Source organism: Nocardioides alpinus (assembly GCF_900112035.1).
Classification (GTDB): Bacteria; Actinomycetota; Actinomycetes; order Propionibacteriales; family Nocardioidaceae; genus Nocardioides; species Nocardioides alpinus.
In genome coordinates this window covers 140,830-159,667 of record NZ_FOKC01000003.1, presented here as the reverse complement: position 1 = coordinate 159,667, position 18,838 = coordinate 140,830, and the positions used below count along the sequence as shown (strand labels likewise).

The 18,838-nt window shown below is 72.0% G+C and carries 18 protein-coding genes; 8 read left to right on the top strand and 10 right to left on the bottom strand.

The genetic code is table 11. From position 1 onward, the window contains the following. Window positions 1-8: 8 nt before the first annotated feature. Window positions 9-452: a DUF952 domain-containing protein gene (locus BM127_RS08520; protein ID WP_198554262.1), complete on the bottom strand. Its 444-nt coding sequence runs from the start codon at window positions 450-452 to the stop codon at window positions 9-11. A gap of 17 nt (window positions 453-469) precedes the next feature. Between BM127_RS08520 and BM127_RS08515 the strand changes: the two genes are divergently transcribed. Continuing rightward, the gene (locus BM127_RS08515) at window positions 470-1,060 is read left to right on the top strand and encodes a 3'-5' exoribonuclease domain-containing protein (RefSeq protein WP_091197333.1); all 591 of its coding nucleotides are present in this window, start codon (window positions 470-472) and stop codon (window positions 1,058-1,060) included. On the opposite strand, the gene nucS is transcribed toward BM127_RS08515, so the two are convergent. Continuing rightward, window positions 1,057-1,782 (bottom strand): endonuclease NucS, encoded by a 726-nt coding sequence (nucS, locus tag BM127_RS08510; RefSeq protein ID WP_443678026.1) that lies wholly within the window; start codon window positions 1,780-1,782, stop codon window positions 1,057-1,059. The two genes, BM127_RS08515 and nucS, sit on opposite strands and share 4 nt — an antisense overlap. Between nucS and BM127_RS22525 the strand changes: the two genes are divergently transcribed. Together BM127_RS22525 and BM127_RS08495 are read left to right on the top strand one after the other, a co-directional pair. Continuing rightward, window positions 1,771-2,853: a GNAT family N-acetyltransferase gene (locus BM127_RS22525; RefSeq protein WP_198554263.1), complete on the top strand. Its 1,083-nt coding sequence runs from the start codon at window positions 1,771-1,773 to the stop codon at window positions 2,851-2,853. The two genes, nucS and BM127_RS22525, sit on opposite strands and share 12 nt — an antisense overlap. 46 nt (window positions 2,854-2,899) lie before the next feature. Next, entirely contained in the window at window positions 2,900-4,693 is a 1,794-nt protein-coding gene (locus BM127_RS08495) for a 3-hydroxyacyl-CoA dehydrogenase family protein (RefSeq protein WP_091197326.1), read from the top strand. Window positions 4,694-4,721: 28 nt separating this feature from the next. Here the strand turns inward: BM127_RS08495 and BM127_RS08490 are convergent, their stop codons facing one another. Both BM127_RS08490 and BM127_RS08485 read right to left on the bottom strand, forming a co-directional pair. After that, the gene (locus tag BM127_RS08490) at window positions 4,722-5,183 is read right to left on the bottom strand and encodes a VOC family protein (protein WP_091197324.1); all 462 of its coding nucleotides are present in this window, start codon (window positions 5,181-5,183) and stop codon (window positions 4,722-4,724) included. 56 nt (window positions 5,184-5,239) lie between these two features. Next, entirely contained in the window at window positions 5,240-7,666 is a 2,427-nt protein-coding gene (locus tag BM127_RS08485) for a helix-turn-helix domain-containing protein (protein WP_091197322.1), read from the bottom strand. 238 nt (window positions 7,667-7,904) lie between these two features. Here BM127_RS08485 and BM127_RS08480 point away from each other — a divergent pair, with 238 nt between their 5' ends. Together BM127_RS08480 and BM127_RS08475 are read left to right on the top strand one after the other, a co-directional pair. Next, window positions 7,905-8,666: a hypothetical protein gene (locus BM127_RS08480; RefSeq protein WP_091197320.1), complete on the top strand. Its 762-nt coding sequence runs from the start codon at window positions 7,905-7,907 to the stop codon at window positions 8,664-8,666. 2 nt (window positions 8,667-8,668) lie between these two features. Then, entirely contained in the window at window positions 8,669-9,445 is a 777-nt protein-coding gene (locus BM127_RS08475; RefSeq protein WP_091197318.1) for an alpha/beta fold hydrolase, read from the top strand. 12 nt (window positions 9,446-9,457) lie between these two features. Here the strand turns inward: BM127_RS08475 and BM127_RS08470 are convergent, their stop codons facing one another. Further along, window positions 9,458-9,994, bottom strand: a complete 537-nt coding sequence (locus BM127_RS08470; protein WP_091197315.1) for a CGNR zinc finger domain-containing protein — start codon at window positions 9,992-9,994, stop codon at window positions 9,458-9,460. A gap of 38 nt (window positions 9,995-10,032) precedes the next feature. Here BM127_RS08470 and BM127_RS08465 point away from each other — a divergent pair, with 38 nt between their 5' ends. After that, window positions 10,033-11,028, top strand: a complete 996-nt coding sequence (locus BM127_RS08465; RefSeq protein ID WP_231263333.1) for an EamA family transporter — start codon at window positions 10,033-10,035, stop codon at window positions 11,026-11,028. Here the strand turns inward: BM127_RS08465 and BM127_RS08460 are convergent. From BM127_RS08460 to BM127_RS08440, 5 genes are all read right to left on the bottom strand, one after another. After that, window positions 11,006-12,235 carry an AI-2E family transporter gene (locus BM127_RS08460; protein ID WP_101228834.1) on the bottom strand — a complete coding sequence of 410 codons (1,230 nt, stop codon included), beginning with the start codon at window positions 12,233-12,235 and terminating at the stop codon, window positions 11,006-11,008. The genes BM127_RS08465 and BM127_RS08460 overlap by 23 nt on opposite strands. A gap of 47 nt (window positions 12,236-12,282) precedes the next feature. Then, a complete protein-coding gene (locus tag BM127_RS08455; RefSeq protein WP_091197309.1) occupies window positions 12,283-13,590 on the bottom strand; it encodes a coiled-coil domain-containing protein in 1,308 nt (435 codons plus the stop codon). Window positions 13,591-13,720: 130 nt separating this feature from the next. Further along, a complete protein-coding gene (ccrA, locus tag BM127_RS08450) occupies window positions 13,721-15,061 on the bottom strand; it encodes a crotonyl-CoA carboxylase/reductase (protein WP_091197308.1) in 1,341 nt (446 codons plus the stop codon). Window positions 15,062-15,165: 104 nt separating this feature from the next. Next, window positions 15,166-15,621: a methylmalonyl-CoA epimerase gene (mce, locus tag BM127_RS08445; protein ID WP_091197305.1), complete on the bottom strand. Its 456-nt coding sequence runs from the start codon at window positions 15,619-15,621 to the stop codon at window positions 15,166-15,168. Between the two features lie 76 nt (window positions 15,622-15,697). Then, window positions 15,698-16,447: a LamG-like jellyroll fold domain-containing protein gene (locus BM127_RS08440; RefSeq protein ID WP_091197302.1), complete on the bottom strand. Its 750-nt coding sequence runs from the start codon at window positions 16,445-16,447 to the stop codon at window positions 15,698-15,700. Between the two features lie 239 nt (window positions 16,448-16,686). Here BM127_RS08440 and BM127_RS08435 point away from each other — a divergent pair, with 239 nt between their 5' ends. Then, entirely contained in the window at window positions 16,687-17,871 is a 1,185-nt protein-coding gene (locus BM127_RS08435; protein WP_091197300.1) for an acetyl-CoA C-acetyltransferase, read from the top strand. A 7-nt stretch (window positions 17,872-17,878) separates the two neighbouring features. Beyond that, window positions 17,879-18,838, top strand: coding sequence for a methylmalonyl Co-A mutase-associated GTPase MeaB (gene meaB / locus BM127_RS08430; protein WP_091197297.1), 960 nt, complete (start codon window positions 17,879-17,881; stop codon window positions 18,836-18,838).

The window sequence follows — 18,838 nt, the reverse complement described above, 5'->3', positions numbered from 1 at the left end:
CCCCCGCCTCACAGGGCGACGAGCACGAGCACGGCGACCAGCACCATCACCGCGAGCGCGATGCCCATGCGCACGGCCATGCCCGTGAGCCAGAGCGACAGCAGCGTCTCCACCCCGCCGCGCCGGTTGAGCGGTGACACGTCGACGACCGCGCTGCGGTTGATCGGCCCGTAGACGTGCGGGTAGGTGTCCTCGCCGACCGGCTCGACGCGCACCTCGGCGTCGGTGAGCCGGGTGGGATCGATCCTCAGCAGGACGAGGTGCTCGCCGAGGCCGCGGTAGTAGCGGTCGAACACTCCCTGCACCTGGTCGCGGCGCGAGGCGTGGATGAAGCCCTCCTCCTCGAGCGTCCGGCCCACGGTGGAGGTGGTGTAGGTCCCGGTCCCGAGGGTGCGGCGCCAGTCCGCGGCCGTGGCGATGTGGAAGATGCGCTCGGGCGGCGTCGCGGTCACCGTGCGAGGGTAACGACATGGTGGAGCGCGTCTACGTCGTGACCGACATCGAGGTCGACGGGTTCGTCCCCGGCGCCCACTCGATGCTCGCCCTGGCCTCCGTCGCGGTCACCGCGGCGGGCGAGCAGATGGGGGAGTTCGAGGCGGTGCTCGAGCGGCTGCCCGGTGCCCAGCCCCACCCTGACACGTGGGCGTGGTGGCTCTCCCAGCCGGCCGAGGTGCTCGCCGCGGCGACGGACGACCCGCGGCCGGTGCCCGCGGTGATGGCGGACTTCGTGTCGTGGGTGAAGGGACTCGGCGAGGAGCGTGAGTTCGTCGCGTCGCCCCTCGGCTTCGACGGGACCTACGTCGACTCCTACCTGCGCCGCTTCACGCCGTACGGCCTGGCGCAGGGACCCGACGAGACCGACCGCCTCTTCCACGGAGCCGGCCTGTGCCTCAAGAGCCTCGCCTGCGGGGTGAGCGGCGGTGACCCCGCGACGTTCTCCGTCCACGACCTGCCGGGCGAGTGGTTCGGCGACGTCGAGCACACGCACCGGGCCATCGACGACGCCCGCGGCTACGCACACCTCCTGGTCGAGGTGCTGAGGCGCTCGCGCGAGGGCTAGAAGAGCCGGTGCTCGGCGCCGTCGTCCATCCCGCGGAGCACGTCGTAGTCCACCAGGGCGCAGGCGATGCCGCGGTCGGTGGCGAGGACGCGGGCCTGGGGCTTGATCTCCTGGGCGGCGAAGATGCCCCGGACGGCGCCCTTGCGGGTGAGGGCGGGGTCGCGGTTGAGGAGGTCGAGGTAGCGGGTCAGCTGCTCGACGCCGTCGATGTCGCCGCGGCGCTTGATCTCGACGGCGACGGAGAGGCCCTCGGCGTCGCGGCACATCAGGTCGACCGGCCCGATGGCGGTCATGAACTCGCGCCGCACGAGCGTGAGCCCGTCCGACAACGTGGCGGGGTGCTCGGCGAGCAGCTCCTGGAGGTGCTTCTCGACGCCGTCCTTCTGCAGGCCGGGGTCGATGCCGAGCTCGTGCGAGGTGTCGTGGAGGACCTCGTCGATCAGGATGCGCAGCGTGTCGTCGGTCTTGCCGGCCGTCACCACCCACTCGGGGCGGCCGTCCTCGGCGACGCCCTCGCGGACGGTGCAGGGCGGCGACATCCAGTTGAGCGGCTTGTAGGAGCCACCGTCGGAGTGGATCAGCACCGAACCGTCCGACTTGAGCATCAGCACTCGCGTCGCGAGGGGCAGGTGGGCCGAGAGCCGACCTGCGTAGTCCACCTGGCAGCGCGCGACGACGATCCTCACGACGGGCGAATCTACAGTGGTCGCGTGACCGACCACGCAGTACGCCCCGCACGGGCGCGCGACCTCCCGCTGATCGCCGCGATCGAGGACTCCGGTCTCGCGATGTTCGAGGCCGTGCTGGGCGACCTGACCGGCGACGTGCTCGCCTCGCCGGCGCCCAGTGGGCACGAGCGGATGTCGCAGCAGGGCTTCCTCCTGGTCGCCGGCGACCCCGCGATCGGCTTCGCCCACGTCGTCGACATGGAGTCCCACGCCCACCTCGCCCAGATCTCGGTCCACCCCGACCACGCCCGCCGCGGCGTCGGGACGGCGCTGCTGGAAGCGGCCGCGGAGCGGGCTGCGACCAAGGGGCACGGCTCGCTCACGCTCACGACGTACGCCGACCTGCCGTGGAACGCGCCGTTCTACGCGCGGCACGGCTTCGTCGAGGTCGCCGAGGACGAGCCTCGGACTGCGGCGCAGCTCGCGATCACCGAGGAGGAGGAGCGGCTCGGCCTGTCCCGGCACGGTCGGCGCACCTGGATGCGGCGCCCCCTGCGCGCCCACCGGTCCACCGCCGAGCTGACCGCCTTCCTCCCGACCATCGACGAGGCGCCGCGCGACGTCGGCACCCTCCGGGCCGTCGTCCGCAGGCCTGCCGTGGGAGAGCGCGAGGTGCTGGAGGTCGGCCACCTCGACGTCGACGAAGGTCTGGTCGGCGACACGTGGGTCGCTCGCGGCAGTCGCCGCATGCCCGACGGCTCGGCCCACCCCGACATGCAGCTCAACCTGATGAGCCACCGGCTGGTGGAGTTCCTCGCCCAGGACCCGGAGCGCGAGGCGCTCGCCGGCGACCAGATGTTCCTCGACCTCGATCTCTCCCACGACCACCTGCCCGCCTGGAGCGAGCTGCACATCGGCGGCCCCGGGGGCGCCGTGGTCGTCGTGACCGACCAGCCCCACAACGGGTGCGGCAAGTTCATCGCGCGCTACGGCAAGGACGCGATGGCCTTCGTCAACGGACCCGAGGGCAAGCCGCGTCGCCTGCGGGGGCTCTGCGCCAGGGTGGCGCGCCCCGGCCCGGTCCGACCGGGCGACGAGGTGGTCGTCGTACGTCCCGGGACGTGACGGTTCCCACACCCGCGAGGCCGCACCCGCGTGGGAGCATGCGTCCATGAGCGACGAAACCACCCGCGAGTTCACCACCGTCGGCGTCATCGGCCTGGGCACCATGGGCGCCGGCATCGCCGAGGTGTTCGCCCGCAACGGCTACGCCGTGATCGGCGTCGAGGTCAACGAGACGGGTGTCGAGCGCGGTCGCCAGCACCTCGAGCACTCCACCGGCCGCGCCGTGAAGCGCGAGAAGATGACCGAGGAGCAGCAGGCCGAGCTGCTCGGCCGGATCACCCTCACCACGGAGATGAAGGACCTCGCCGTCGCCGACCTCGTCATCGAGGCAGTGGTCGAGTCGCTCGCGGTCAAGAAGTCGATCTTCCGCACGCTGGACGACATCGTCCGTGACGACGCGGTGCTCGCCACCAACACGTCCTCGCTCAGCGTCACCGAGATCTCCACGGCCAACTCCAAGCCGGGCCGCGTGGTCGGCGTGCACTTCTTCAACCCGGCCCCGGTGCAGAACCTCGTCGAGATCATCCGCACCGTCGTCACCGAGCCCGACGTCCTGGCCGACGTGCAGGGCCTGCTCCGCAGCCTCGGCAAGAACCCGGTCGTCTGCGGGGACAAGGCCGGGTTCATCGCCAACACCCTCCTCTTCGGCTACCTCAACCACGCGGTCGCGATGTACGAGGGCAAGTACGCCTCGCGTGAGGACATCGACGCCGCCATGCGCTTCGGCTGCGGCTATCCGATGGGCCCGCTGGCGCTGCTCGACCTGATCGGCCTCGACACGGCCTACGAGATCCTCGACACGATGTACAAGCAGGGACGCGACCGCCTGCACGCACCGGCGCCGATCCTCAAGCAGTACGTCACCGCGGGCCTCCTCGGCCGCAAGTCGGGCCGCGGCTTCTACACCTACGAGGCGCCCGACTCACCCGTCGTCGTCGACGACGCCCAGACCCCCAGCGCCGACGACAAGCCGCAGCTGAGGCACGACATCCGGCTCGTCGGAGTCGTGGGCACGGGCACCATGGCCGCCGGCATCGTCGAGGTCTTCGCCAAGGCCGGCCACGAGGTCCTCTTCACCGGACGCGGCCAGGACAAGATCGCCGGCGTCGTCGCCGCGATCACCAAGAACTTCGACAAGCAGATCCAGCGCGGCCGCGCCACCGAGGAGCAGAAGACCGAGGTGCTCGGCCGGGTGCGCGGCACCACCTCGCTCGAGGACCTCAAGGACGTCGACCTCGTCGTCGAGGCCATCGCTGAAGACCTCGCCGTCAAGACCACGCTCTTCGAGAACCTCGACGAGATCTGCAAGCCCGGGGCGATCCTCGCGACGACGACGTCCTCGCTGCCGATCATCTCCATGGCCCGGGTGACGAAGCGCCCCCAGCACGTCATCGGCATGCACTTCTTCAACCCGGCGACCATCATGAAGCTGGTCGAGGTGGTGTCCACCGTCGCGACCGACGAGGCCGTCACCGAGACCGTGCTGGCGCTGTGCGACCAGGTCGGCAAGGTGGCCGTGAAGTGTGGGGACCGCGCCGGCTTCATCGTCAACGCGCTGCTCTTCCCCTACCTGAACGACGCGGTGAAGATGCTCGAGGCCCACTACGCGACCGCCGACGACATCGACCTCGCCATGAAGCTCGGGTGTGCGCTGCCGATGGGTCCCTTCGAGCTGCTCGACGTGGTCGGCAACGACGTGTCGCTGGCGATCCAGAAGGAGCTGTACCTCGAGTTCCGCGAGCCGGGCTTCTCGCCCGCTCCGCTGCTCGAGCACCTGGTCACTGCCGGCTACCTCGGTCGCAAGGCCGGTCGCGGCTTCCGGGACTACAGCGCGCGCTAGTCGGTCCCCGCTGGCCGACCCCCGCTGGTCAATCGAGGCAGAACTCGTTGCCCTCGGGGTCCGCCATCCAGAGGTGACCGGCGGTCATCGGCGGCGACGGCTCGTGCCGCTCCACCCGGGTGGCCCCGAGGGCGACCAGCCGCTCGCACTCGGCCTCGAGAGCGGCCATCCGCTCCTCTCCCTGCCGTCCCGGGGCGGCGCGCAGGTCGAGGTGCACCCGGTTCTTGGCGGTCTTGCCCTCCGGCACCCGCTGGAAGAACAGGCGCGGGCCGGCGCCGTCGGGGTCCTCGGCCGCGGACGCTGAGTTCCACTCCGACTCGGGCACCCCGACCTCGGCGAGGAAGGCGTGCCACGCATCGAACGGGTCCTGTCCCGGCTCGAGCTCGCGCCCGGGTGGGGGCGGGTTGACGTAGCCCATGGCGTCGGCCCAGAAGCGGGACAGCGCCTGGGGGTCGTGGGCGTCGAAGGTCACCTGGATGGTCCGGCTCATGGATCCATCCTGACGACGACCACCGACAGCCGCCACCGACAGCCGCCACCGACCGGCTACTGCGAGAAGGTCTGCTCCATGACCAGCGCGGCCAGGCGGGCGCGGGTGTTGATGTCGAGCTTGCGGTAGATGTGGGTGAGGTGGGCGTCCACCGTGCGCGGTGACACGAAGAGCTCCTCCGCGATCCTGCGGCTGGTGAGCCCCTGGGCCACCCGCTGCGCCACCAGCCGCTCGGCAGCCGTGAGGGCGTCGAGCGCAGAGGGAGGTGCGGACGCGGGGCGGTTGAACACGGCGGTGATGAGGCCGACCGACTGCGCCGACAGGTCGTCCCCCTCGATCCAGTCCTCCGGCGCCCGGCCGGCAGGCAGGACGTCATAGTCGGCGGAGTAGCCCCAGCGCACCGCCATCCGCGGGGTGCGCAGCGCGAAGGCAGCGGCCGCGAGGGCACGCGCCTCCGGCAGCTCGCGGGCGTGGGCCACTCCGGCGAGACCGTCGAGGACGTCGGCCGCACGCAGCGGCAGGTGCATGGTGCGGCAGTGCTCGAGTGCCGTCAGGTAGGTCGTGGTCGCCTGGTCGAGGTCGCCGAGCTGCACGAGCGCCCGACCGAGCAGCAGGCGCGCCTCCACGCCGTCACGACCGAGCCTGGCCGAGTCGGCCAGGGCGACGACGTCGGCGGCCAGCCCGGCCGCCTGCCGCGCCTCGCCGCGCGCCAGCAGGTCCCGACCGTCCTGGGCCAGCACGGGCAGCCGGACCGCCCACGGCAGGGTCTCGCGGACCACCTCGGTGGGTGTCCACGTGGGGTCGATGCCCCGGAGCAGCGTCTCGGCCAGCAGGCCGACCCGGTCCTCGGCGAGCTCGCGGGCCTCGAGCACCACGGCACGCGCACCGGCCACTGCCTCGGCGGTGCGGCCCTGCTCGAGCGCGATGCGGGCCAGGACGGTGCGCGCGGAGAGGTCGATCCAACGCTCGTCGCGGGTGATCCGGCCCGGCATCGCGTCGCTCGCCGCCTGGGCGGCCTCGGCGAAGCGTCCCTGGGAGGCATAGACGTCGGCGAGCGTGCGGGTCGCCTGACGCCGGATCGACCCGTCGGGATCGAGGTCGATGGCGCGCCGGGCCTCCGCCTCCGCGCGCTGCATCTCGCCGGCGTCGAGGTGCATCTCGGCGCGGATCGAGGCGGTCTTGGACAGCTGCTCCTCGGGGCGGGGCGCGGACGAGGCGTGCTCGTCGGACCGGTCGAGCAACCACATGCCCTCGTAGGTGCCGCGCATCTCGGAGGCCGCGATCCCGGCCCGTCGCGCGACCTGGGCGCCCATCCAGGGCGGGCCGTCGCCGCTCGCGATGGCCGCCTCGAGGATCTCGAGGGCCTCGCGCGCCCGCATCGAGGTGTAGAGGGAGGAGAAGATCCGGTTGGCCACCGAGTAGCCGTCGGCGCGCGTGTCCGGGTTGGCGCACGCGGTGAGCACGGCGTGGCGCATGGCCGGCAGGTCGTGGAGCCACTCGGCGTCGGCGGCGCCGTAGTTGTCGTGCTCCGGGGCGTTGTCCTGCGCCCAGCCGAGCAGGCCGGCCTCGACCGCAGCCACGTCGACCGGGCTGGCCAGGGCACGCGCGCGCCCGCGGATGGGCGAGAGCATGTCGAAGCGCCCGCGGGCGTCGACCTCCAGCAGGCTGCGGCGTACGAGGTCGCCGGCCAGCTCTGCGGTGGTGGGGACCGACTCGTCGAGCACCCGGGCGAGCACGCCGAGGCCGGCCGGGAAGTCGAGCACGCCGATGCGCCGCAACGCGGTCGCGCTCGCCTCGTCCAGCAGCGCGTGGGCCGAGTCGACGGCCTGGTCGAGGCTGACGGTGGACATGGCGTTGCTCAGCCCGACCAGGGCCGACTGAACGGCCACCTGCTCGATGAGCAGGGGCAGTCCACCGGTGGCGCGCAGCAGGCGGCGTACCTCGTGGGACTGGGTGGTCAGGTCGACCGCCTGTCCGCCGGCCGAACGGATCCGGCGCAGGAAGAGCTCGACGGCCGGGCCCTCCAGCGGCGAGCGGTTCGTGGGGACCGGCAGCGGCCCGACGCGTACGACCGACTCCAGCGGCTGGCCGGCCGTGGTCCGCGCCGTCACCACCACGCGGGCGTCGGTGGTGCTCTCCAGCATCGACTGGAGCATCGGGCCGGCCCGGGTGACGTCGAGGTCCAGACCGTCGAGGACGAGGAGGCACTCGCGGCCGTCGACGGCACGTCCGAGGGCACCGCTGAGGGAGTCGCCCGGGGCGGTCTCCGACTCGAGGCTCTCCAGGGCGGCGACGAGCACGTCGTCGAGGCTGTGCAGGTTGCGCGCGTCGACCCACGACGCGGGCGAGGCGACCGCGGCATGGCGCACGAGGAGCGTCTTCCCGCTGCCGGGCGGACCGACCACGGTGACCCAGCGTGACTCGTCCATGGCCTGGCCCAGCACACGCTGGACCTCGGCACGACCGAGACAGGGGGACAGCACGAACTGAACCTATCGCTCTCCGCGAGAGAGATACGTAGGACTACGGATGCCGACACCCACAGGTTCGCGGGAGTCTTCTCGTACGCCGAGGGTGGCGGGGCCCCACAGGGGAGGGTCCGGCAGCCCACCGGCCGCCTCTCAGAGCAGGCCGTACGTCGTCGGGGGTCGACGTACGGCCTGCTCGGGAGTGCGCCCGCACCGGCTCCGGGACCTTGCCGCCGCTCGATAGGCTGTGGCCATGGAACTCGTCCTCGTGCTGGTCGTCCTCGGCGGTCTCGTCGCGGTCGCGGTGAGCGCGGGCAAGACGGGCAAGAAGCGCGAGCTGGCCAAGGCCGAGGCCGCGGTGGCGCCGGTTAAGCGGCTCGCCGAGGAGGACGTCACCGCCCTCGGCGTGGAGCTGCAGGACCTCGACATCGACCTGGCCGGCGAGCAGCTCGACCCGGGAGCCAACGCCGACTACCAGCGTGCCCTCGACGCCTACGAGTCCGCCAAGACGGCCGCCGCCGCGCTGACCCGCCCCGACGACGTACGCCACGTCACCGAGATCCTCGAGGACGGCCGCTACGCGATGGCGTGCGTGCGTGCGCGGGTGGCCGGGGAGCCGCTCCCGCAGCGCCGCCCACCCTGCTTCTTCGACCCGCGGCACGGGATGTCGGTCGCCGACGTCCCGTGGGTGCCGCCGGGCGGCGCCCAGCGGGACGTGCCCGCCTGCGCCCTCGACGCAGAGCGCGTGCGCGCCGGCGCCGAGCCCGACATCCGCAAGGTCATGGTCGGCTCCCGGCGGGTGCCCTACTGGCAGGGCGGTCGCGCCTACCAGCCCTACGCCCAGGGGTACTTCGGCAACTTCGGCCCGATGGAGTGGATGTTCATGGGCATGCTCTTCAGCGGCGGCTTCGACGGGCTCGGAGACGGCATCGGCGCCCTCGGTGAAGGCCTCGGCGACATGTTCGGCGGGATCGGCGACGGCATCGGCGACCTGTTCGACGGCTTCGACTTCTAGCCGTGGGCCTGCACACCACGGTCCTCGGCGACGACCACGCCGGGGCGACGATCGCCTTCTGCCACGGGCTCTTCGGCCAGGGCAGGAACTGGACGCAGGTCGCCAAGGCGCTCAGCGCCGTCCACCGGGTCCTGCTGCTCGACATGCCCAACCACGGCCGCTCGCCGTGGACGGAGTCCTTCGACTACGTCGAGCTGGCCGACCTGGTCGCCGACGAGCTCCGCGGTCACGGGCCCGTGGTCCTCGTCGGGCACTCCATGGGCGGCAAGATCGCGATGTGCCTGGCCCTGCGCCACCCCGAGCTGGTCGAGCGCCTCGTCGTGGTCGACGTCGCTCCCGTGGCCTACCCGAGCGGTCGCGAGTTCGTCGGCTACATCGACACCATGCGCGCGCTCGACCTCGCGGCCCTGCAGACCCGCGGCCAGGCCGACGAGGCCCTGCGTGAGGCGGTGCCCAACCCGGTCGTGCGCAGCTTCCTCCTGCAGAACCTGCGCCGCGCTGACGACGGGTGGCACTGGCAGCTCAACCTCGACCTGCTCGGGGCGTCCATGGACGGGCTCACCGGCTGGCCGGCCGAGCGCCTGGGCGAGGCGTCGTACGACGGTCCGGTGCTGTGGGTCGGCGGGGCGAGCTCGGACTACATCGACGACGAGCACTCCGCGGAGATGGACCGACGGTTCCCGCGCAACCGGAGGGTGCTGATCAAGGGCGCCGGGCACTGGGTGCACTCCGAGCAGCCGGAGATCTTCCTCGAGGTGCTGCGCCGCTTCCTCGCGTGAGGCGAGCCTGACTCAGGCCTTCTGGCGGGCGCGGTAGGCCGCCACGGCCTCGCGGTTGCCGCACGTGGTCGAGCAGTAGCGGCGCGACCGGTTGCGCGAGAGGTCGAGCACGACGTCGTCGCAGTCGTCGGCCGCGCAGCGGGCCAGCCGCGACATCTCGTCGGCGCGGATCACGTCGATCATCGCCATGGCCGTCTCGACGACCACCCGCTCGTCGAGCGGGTGGTCGGGGTCGACCGCGTGCACGTGCCAGTCCCACTGGTCGTGCCGCTGGAGCTGGGGGAGCGCCCTGGCGCGCGCGAGCATCGTGTTGACGATGCCGGCCGCCTCGTCGCGCTCGGCGAGCAGCAGGTCCTTGAGCGCGGGGCGCAGGCGCCGGAGGGCCTGGAGCTCGGCGGGGGTGGCGTCGTGGCGCCCGGTGTAGGTCCAGGCGGTGAGGAAGGCGGAGAGGTCCTCGACCGTGCCGAGGGGGTCGCCGGGGGCGTCGGTCGAGTTCACCAGCGCGACAGCGGCCTGCAGCGCCGCGTCCGTGTCATCCGTGAAAAGCACATTGACACATTACACGACCGCGCCATAGTGTCATGACCGTGACGGCTTTGACGCATGACAGCAGATCGTCGCGGACGACCACCGGTCTGCTGCTCGCCCTTGCGTCCGCCACCAGCTTCGGCCTGTCCGGGGTGCTGGCGCGCGGACTCCTCGACACCGGGTGGAGCGCCGGCGCGGCGGTGACCGTGCGCACCGTCATCGCCGCGACCGTGCTGATCGTGCCGGGCCTGCTGGCGGTGCGCGGTCGGTGGCACCTGCTCCGCGACAACGCCGGCCTCGTCACGGTCTACGGCATCTCGGCCGTGGCCGGGGCGCAGCTCTGCTACTTCTACGCCGTCACCTACATGCAGGTCAGCGTCGCGCTGCTCCTCGAGTACACCGCTCCCGTCGCGGTGGTGCTCTGGCTGTGGCTGCGCCACGGCCACCGGCCCTCCGGGCTGACCGTCCTGGGGGCGGCCATCGCCGCGTCCGGCCTGGTGCTGGTGCTCGACGTGATCTCGGGCGCCGAGCTGAGCACGGTCGGCGTCCTCTGGGCGCTCGGCGCGATGGTCGGCGCTGCGTCCTACTTCGTGATCTCCGCCGACGAGGGCAACGGCCTGCCGGGCATCAGCCTGGCCGCCGGCGGCCTGCTGGTCGCCAGCGTGGTGCTCGGCACCGCCGGCGCGGTCGGCGTGCTCCCGTTCCGTGGCTCGACCGCCCCCGCCGTCTACGACGGCCACTCCGTCCCGTGGTGGCTGCCCGTCCTGGCCCTCGGCCTGGTCACCGCAGCCTTCGCCTACGTCACCGGCATCGAGGCCGGGCGACGACTCGGCAGCCGGCTGGCGTCCTTCGTCGCGCTCGGCGAGGTGCTGGCGGCGGTGATCTTCGCCTGGCTGCTGCTGGGCGAGCTGCCGCGCCCCGTGCAGATGACCGGCGGCCTCCTGGTGCTCGCCGGAGTCGTCGTGGTCAAGCTGGGGGAGGGACGCGCGCCACTGGTGGTCGAGCCCCTCCCGGAGCCGGAGCCCGAGACGCTCAGCGAGAGTCCTGCCGCTTGAGGAAGACCTCGCGGTGCAGCAGCAGCAGCGCCGCCGCCACCGGCACGGCCAGCAGGGCACCGATGATGCCCAGCAGCGAGCCACCCACGAGCGCGGCGACCACGGTCACCGAGCCCGGGATGTCCACCGACTTCTTCATGATCCGCGGGTAGATGAAGTAGGACTCCACCTGCTGGTAGGCGATGTAGTAGACCAGCGCCACCAGGGCGACCGTCGGCGAGACCGTCAGGGCCAGCAGGGTCATCAGAGCGCCGGACACGAAGGCGCCCACGACCGGGATGAGCGAGAACAGGCCCACGACGAAGGCCAGGGCGAAGGCGTAGTCACCGAGCCCGACGACGAACGAGAAGACCAGCGTGCTCACGCCCGCACACATGGCCACGAGGAACGCGCCGGCGACGTAGGCGCCGGTCGAGCGGATGATCTTGTCGCCGAGCTCGCTCACGCGGGGCCGCTTGGAGGCCGGCGCGAGGGAGTAGCCGGCGTGCTTGATGCTGGGCAGTGAGGCCAGGAAGTAGATCATCAGGACGATCACGATGAAGCTGTTGGCCACCGCGGACAGCACCTTGAGGCCGACGCCGAGGGCGCCGCCGAACACCTTCTGGCCGAAGTCGCCGTTCTGGATGTAGTCGCGGGCCTTGGCGATGATGTCGTACTGGTCGTCGAGCTTCTGGACCTGACGGTTGCTCTGCAGGTCGTCGAGCCAGCCGGGCGCGTTGCGCGTGATCAGGGCGATCTGCTCGCTGATGACGGGGGCGATCGCGACCACGAAGAGCGCCAGCACCCCGATCACCACGACGAGCACGAGCAGGACCGACAGGCCGCGCCGCATGCCGCGGCGCATGAAGAACTCCACGACAGGGTTGAGCCCGATCGCGAGGAACATCGACATCACCAGCAGGATCAGGACCGAGGAGATGCTGAGCAGCTGCTGGGACAAGAAGATGGCGACGAGGGCGCCCAGCGCACCGAAGAAGCCGATGTTGAAGGGCGTGTGCCGCAGCAGCGTCGGGTGCGGAGCCGGCTCGGCGGGGACGTAGGGCGCGGGACTCGCCTCGTCGACCACCAGGTCCGTGGAGTCGTCGATGTGCTCGGCGATCTCGGCGGCCGACCTGGCCGACTCCTCGGCGGACTCGGCCGCGGCCTCGGCGCGGTCGGCGTCCTCGCTGACCTGGTCGACGACCTGCTCGAGGACCTCGGGCTCCACCTCGGCGTCCGGGGAGGACAGGGCCTCCCGGAGCCGGGTGCGCCAGCTCAGGACTCGTCCTTGTCGAACCCGGCGACGACGTCGCGCAGGGCCCCCAGCTGGGCGGTGATCGCGTCGCGACGCTTCGTCACGCGCTCGATCTCGGCCTGGATGTTGGCGAGCTCGCGCTCGGCCTCGGCGACCCGGGTGGTGCCGATGGAGTCCGCCTGGGACCGCGCCGAGGCGACGACCTGCTCGGCCTCGCGGCGGGCCCGGCTCAGCAGCCCCTCGGCCTCGGCCTGGGCCTGCTGGCGGTGGGTGTTGGCCTGCGCCGTGGCCTCGCGGGCACGCTGCTCGGCGGCGTTGGCGCGCTCCTCGGCCTCGGTGACGAGGCGCTGGGTCTCCGCCGTGGCGTTGCTGTGGTGCTCGGTGGCCTCGCGGGCGAGCCGCTCCTTCTCCACCGCCAGCGTGCGACGGGCCTCCTGCACCTCGCGGTCGGCGGCGGCGCGGGCCTGCTCGGCCTCGCGCGTCGCCGTCACGCGCAGCTCGTTGGTCTCCTGCTGGGCGGCCAGCCGCAGCTGGTCGGACTCGCGTCGCGCGGCGGCCAGGATGTCGGCGGCCTCCGCCTGGGCGAGGTTGCGCTCGGTCTCGGCGTCCGCGGTCAGTCGCGACCGCATCTCGTCGAGCTCCTTGAGCTGCACCATGCGCATGTCGTCGGCCTCGCGGGCCGCGTCGGCGCGGATGCTCTGGGCGTCGCGCTCGGCCTGCGTGCGGATCTCGTCGGCGTCGCGGCGGCTCGCCGTGCGTACGTCGGTGGCCTCGTCCTCGGCCAGCTTGAGCATCGAGGTGGCGCGACCGCCGAGGCCGGCGTAGGTGGGGTTGGCGTTCTCCTGCAGCTCGCTGCGCATCCGCTCGAGGTCCGCCTCGAGGTCGATGACGCGCTGCTCGCTGCTCGCGAGGCTGGAGGCCAGGCCGGACTTCTCGGTCTGGAGCTGGCCCACGCGCTGGTCGACGGCCGCCTTGTCGTAGCCGCCGCGGCGAACGAGGGGCAACGGGGCGGAGGCAGGCGCGGGTGCGGCCGGCGGGATCACCGGCGACGGGCGTGAGGGCTGGGGGGCAGCGGCCGCGACCGGCGCGGCTGCGGGAGCCGGCTCGGGCTCGGGCGTCGGCTCGGCCTTCGGTGCCTGCTCCGGCGTCCGCCTGGGCGCGGGCTGCATGGCCTGGGTGGCCTCGCCCGGGTCCTCGGCCTGCTCCTGGCTGGCCGGCGGGGACTTCGGTGCGTCCTTCGGGGTGACCGGGAGCACCTGCGTCTCCTCGGCTGCGCTGTCGGCGGACTCCGGCTCGTCGAAGATGGACAGGCCCTGGTCGCGGCTCATGCTGCGGCACCCTCTCTCGGTACGTGTGGACTGGTTCGGGGCCAGTCTGTCCGATGGCCGGGGACAAACACACCCCGGCTCGCGGAGAGTCCGCGAACCGGGGTGGAGGCCATCCCTGGGGGTGGGTGTCTCAGACGCCGCGGAAGCGGTTGATCGCCGTCTCGTGCTGGGCGCGCATCTCGTGGTTGAGGACGCCGAGCCCCTCCTCGGGCGCGAGGCACAGCACGCCGACCTTGCCCTGGTGGGTGTTGTGGTGGACGTCGAGGGAGGCCTGGCCGACCTCGTCGAGGGTGTAGGTCCGCGACAGGGTCGGGTGGATCTTGCCCTTGGCGATGAGGCGGTTGGCCTCCCACGACTCGCGGTAGTTGGCGAAGTGGCTCGAGATGATCCGCTTGAGGTTCATCCACAGGTAGCGGTTGTCGTACTCGTGCATGTAGCCCGAGGTCGAGGCACAGGTGGTGATGGTGCCGCCCTTGCGGGTGACGAACACCGAGGCGCCGAAGGTCTCCCGACCGGGGTGCTCGAAGACGATGTCGATGTCCTCGCCGCCCGTGAGCTCACGGATGCGGGCGCCGAAGCGCTTCCACTCCTTCGGGTCCTGCTGGGTGTTCTCGTCGTTCCAGAACTTGTAGCCCTCCTCGGAGCGGTTGATGATCAGCTCCGCGCCCATGCTGCGGGCGATGGCGGCCTTCTCCTCGTTGGAGACGACGCACACGGGGGTGGCGCCGCCGTTGAGGGCGTACTGCGTGGCGAAGCCGCCGAGACCGCCCGAGGCGCCCCAGATGAGGACGTTGTCGCCCTGCTTCATGTCGCCGCCGTTCTTGGAGACGAGCTGGCGGTACGCGGTGCAGTTGACGAGGCCGGGGGAGGCGGCCTCCTCCCAGGTCAGGTGCTCGGGCTTGGGCATCAGCTGGTTGGCCTTGACCATGGCGACGTCGGCGAGGCCGCCGAAGTTGGTCTCGAAGCCCCAGATCCGCTGCGACGGGTCGAGCATCGTGTCGTTGTGGCCGTCGGGGGCCTCGAGCTCGACCGAGAGGCAGTGCGCGACGACCCGGTCGCCGGGGTGCCACTTGGTCACGCCGGGGCCGGTGGCCAGCACGACGCCGGACAGGTCGGAGCCGACCACGTGGTAGGGCAGGTCGTGGCGCTTGCCGAGGTCGGACTCGCGGCCGTAGCGCTCGAGGAAGCCGAAGGTGGAGACGGGCTCGAAGATCGAGGTCCACACGGTGTTGTAGTTGATGGCGCTCGCCATCACCGCCACGAGCGCCTCGCCCGGGCCGAGCTCGGGCAGCGGGACCTCGTCGACGTGGATCGACTTGCGAGGGTCCTTCTCCTTGGCGGAGAGGCCCTCGAACATGTCGACCTCGTCCTTCTTCACGAAGGCGGCCCGGTAGGACTCGGGCAGCGCGAGGGAGGAGAAGTCCTCCGAGGTGGCGTTGCCGGACTGGATGGCTTCGAGGATGTTCTGCACAGGTGTCTCCTGGAATCAGGGGGTGAGGCAGCGGTGGCGCGACGGTCGATCGGGTCAAGATACCGGTGGGTAACCTTGCGTGGAACGAGGTGTGACGTACGTCGCTAGTGCGCCGTCCGCGCGGGCTCGACCAGCTCGACGAGCACCCCGCCGGCGTCCTTGGGGTGGATGAAGTTCACCCGGCTGTCGGAGGTGCCGCGCCGCGGGGCGTCGTACAGCAGGCGCAGGCCGCGCTCGCGGAGGACAGCGGCCACGTGCTCGACGTCCTCGACCCGGAAGGCGAGCTGCTGGATGCCCGGGCCGTTGCGGTCGAGGAACGTGGCGATGGTCGACTCGGGGGAGAGTGGTGCGAGCAGCTGGATGCACGACCCGGAGCTGCCCACCCCGACCATCGCCTCGCGCACGCCCTGCTCCTCGTTGACCTCCTCGTGGAGGACCTGCATGCCGTAGATGTCGCGGTAGAAGGCCATGGCGACGTCGAGGTCGGGCACCGCGATGCCGACGTGGTCGATCGCGGTAAAGAGGTGCTGGACGTCCTGGAGTGGCTCGGGAGCGCTCATGGGCACATGGTGGCCGAAGGTGGCGCGACGCGCGAGGGGGTGTGACGTGTGCCTCACGCCGCCCCGGAGACTCCCGTCAGAGGGTGGGGTCGGCCACGTAGTGGCCGATCACGGCCGCCGCGTCGATGTCGCCCACGAAGCCCAACGGGCTGCCGCACGGTCCGGCGTAGTCGCCGAGGAGGAAGTCCTCCCCGTCCGGCAGGCCGTAGCCGATGCCGACCGGGGAGACGACCGGGCTGCCCACCTGCACCCCGTCGACCCACAGCCGCACCGACTGCCCGTCGTACGCGCCCGTCACCCGGTGCCAGCGACCGTCCCAGATCCCCGCGCCGGCGTCGGCGGACAGGGTGTAGGTGCTGCCGTCGGATACGTAGAAGCGCAGGCCGCCCTGGGCTCCGGTGTAGAGGCCGTAGGACGCCGTCTCGCAGGAGAGCGACCCCTTCGAGGCGAGGTAGCGGAAGGTCCCGCCCGCCGTGCCGCGTACGCGCGCCACCACGGTCACCCCGTCGGGCTCCAGCGACGGTGCGTTGGCGACGCGGAGGTGCTGCGAGCCGGCGAAGCGGAGCGCGGAGCGACGCAGCAGGAGGCTCGGCACGGAGACCCACGCGGGGTCCTGGGCGTCGGCATAGGGAGTCGACCCGAGCTGGCCACGGTTGCCGCTGAAGGACCAGTCGTAGGCGACTTGGCCGGACCCCTCGTCGAGGAACCAGAGGCCGGCGAGGTCGCTGCCGGCCGCGCTGGCGGGCGGGGCGCACAGTGTGGTGCCCAGCACGGCCGTCGTGGCGAGGGCGACGAGGGTGGAGAGGGTGCGGCGGGCTCGGGACATGGTGCGCTCCTCGGACGTTCGGGGGTGGGCCTCCCGAGAAGGTGCCCCCAGCCCACCACCGCCGGGACCCGGACGGGTGCCGCGAGGTGGCCGGCTCCCACATTTTGGGGAGGGCCATGGCGGCTCGACGGTGTGACGTGTGCCTCACGGCGGGCGGGCCGCAGCCCCTGCCGCGTCGCATGCAGGAGTGGGTATCGTCGCCAGACGTACACCTCACCCGCATCGCTGGAGGAAAGCTCATGACCGGTTCTGTCATCGTCGCTGGAGCGCGCACCCCGATCGGCCGCCTCCTGGGTGGGCTCAAGGACCAGTCGGCAGCCGACCTCGGTGGCGTGGCCATCGCCGGCGCGCTCGACAAGGCCGGGGTCAGCGGGGACCAGGTCGACTACGTGATCATGGGCCAGGTCATCCAGGCCGGCGCCGGGCAGATCACCGCGCGCCAGGCCGCGGTCAAGGGCGGCATCCCGATGACCGTCCCCTCGATCACCATCAACAAGGTCTGCCTCTCCGGCCTCAACGCGATCGCGATGGCCGACCAGCTCATCCGCGCGGGGGAGCACGAGATCGTCGTCGCGGGCGGCATGGAGTCGATGACCCGGGCGCCGCACCTGCTGCCGAAGAGCCGTGAGGGCTTCAAGTACGGCGACACCGCGCTCGTCGACTCGATGGCCTACGACGCGCTCTACGACCAGTTCACCGACCAGGCGATGATCAACCTCACCGACGGCTGCAACGCCGCCGGCGCCCACCTGACCCGCGAGGAGCAGGACGCGTTCTCGGCCCAGTCGCACCAGCGTGCGGCGCTGGCCTGGAAGAACGGTGTCTTCGACGACGAGGTCGTGCCGGTGACGATCAGGACCCGCAAGGGCGACCTCACCGTCGCCGAGGACGAGGGCATCCGCGGCGACACCACGGTCGAGTCCCTCGCCAGCCTCCGTCCGGTGGCCAGGGACGGCAGCATCACCGCCGGCTCCGCGTCCCAGATCTCCGACGGCGCCTGCGCGGTGGTCGTGATGAGCAAGGCCAAGGCCGAGGAGCTCGGCCTCACCTGGCTCGCCGAGATCGGCGCCTCCGGGCAGGTCGCGGGTCCCGACTCCTCCCTGCAGCTCCAGCCGGCCAACGCGATCACCAAGGCGGCGCAGAAGGAGGGCATCGCGGTCTCCGACATCGACCTCTTCGAGCTCAACGAGGCCTTCGCGGCGGTCGGCATCGAGTCCGCCCGTCAGCTCGGCGTCGACCAGGACCGCGTCAACGTCAACGGCGGCGCGATCGCGCTCGGCCACCCGGTCGGGATGTCCGGCGCCCGCATCGTGCTGCACCTGGCCCTCGAGCTCCAGCGTCGCGGTGGCGGCGTCGGGGCGGCCGCCCTGTGCGGTGGCGGTGGCCAGGGCGACGCCCTGATCATCCGGGTCCCGCAGGCGTGATCGCCTCGTGACGCGGAGGGGTGCCCACGCGGTCCCCGACCTCGTCGCGCGAGCCCGCGAGGGTGATCCCGCCGCCGTCGCGCGGCTGATCACCCTCGTCGAGGATGCCTCACCCGTCCTGCGCGAGGTGATGTCCGCGCTCCGCGAGCACACCGGTCGGGCCCACGTGCTCGGCATCACCGGCGCGCCCGGGGTCGGCAAGTCCACCTCGACCAGCGCGCTGGTCTCGGCGATGAGGCGAGGGGGTCGGCGGGTCGGCGTGCTCGCCATCGACCCGTCCTCGCCGTTCTCCGGTGGCGCCCTCCTGGGCGACCGGGTGCGGATGGGCGACCATGCGCTCGACCGGGACGTCTACATCCGCTCCATGGGCGCCCGCGGGCACCTCGGCGGTCTCGCCTGGTCGACCCCGCAGGCCGTGCGCGTGCTTGACGCGGCCGGCTGCGACGTGGTGATCGTCGAGACCGTCGGCGTGGGGCAGAGCGAGGTCGAGGTGGCCGGCCTGGCCGACACCACCCTGGTCCTGCTCGCGCCCGGGATGGGCGACGGGATCCAGGCCGCCAAGGCCGGGATCCTGGAGATCGGTGACGTCTACGCCGTCAACAAGGCCGACCGCGAGGGCGCCGACCGCACCCGCCGCGAGCTCCGGACCATGCTCACCATGGGGGAGCGGCGCGAGGGTGCCTGGCGCCCACCGGTCGTGAAGACCGTCGCCAGCACGGGCGAGGGCATCGACGAGCTCCTCGGCGAGGTCGACCGGCACGCCGCCTGGCTCGGGGAGTCCGGCGAGCTCGCGCGTCGTCGTACGGTCCGGGCGCGACGCGAGGTCGAGGCGATCGCCCTGTCTGCCCTGCGGGCCCGCTGGGAGCGCGCCGATGACGGTGCCGACCTCGACGCCCTCGCCGGTCGCGTGGCGCAGGGCGACCTCGATCCCTACGCCGCTGCCGACGAGCTCCTCGACCAGGGGTAG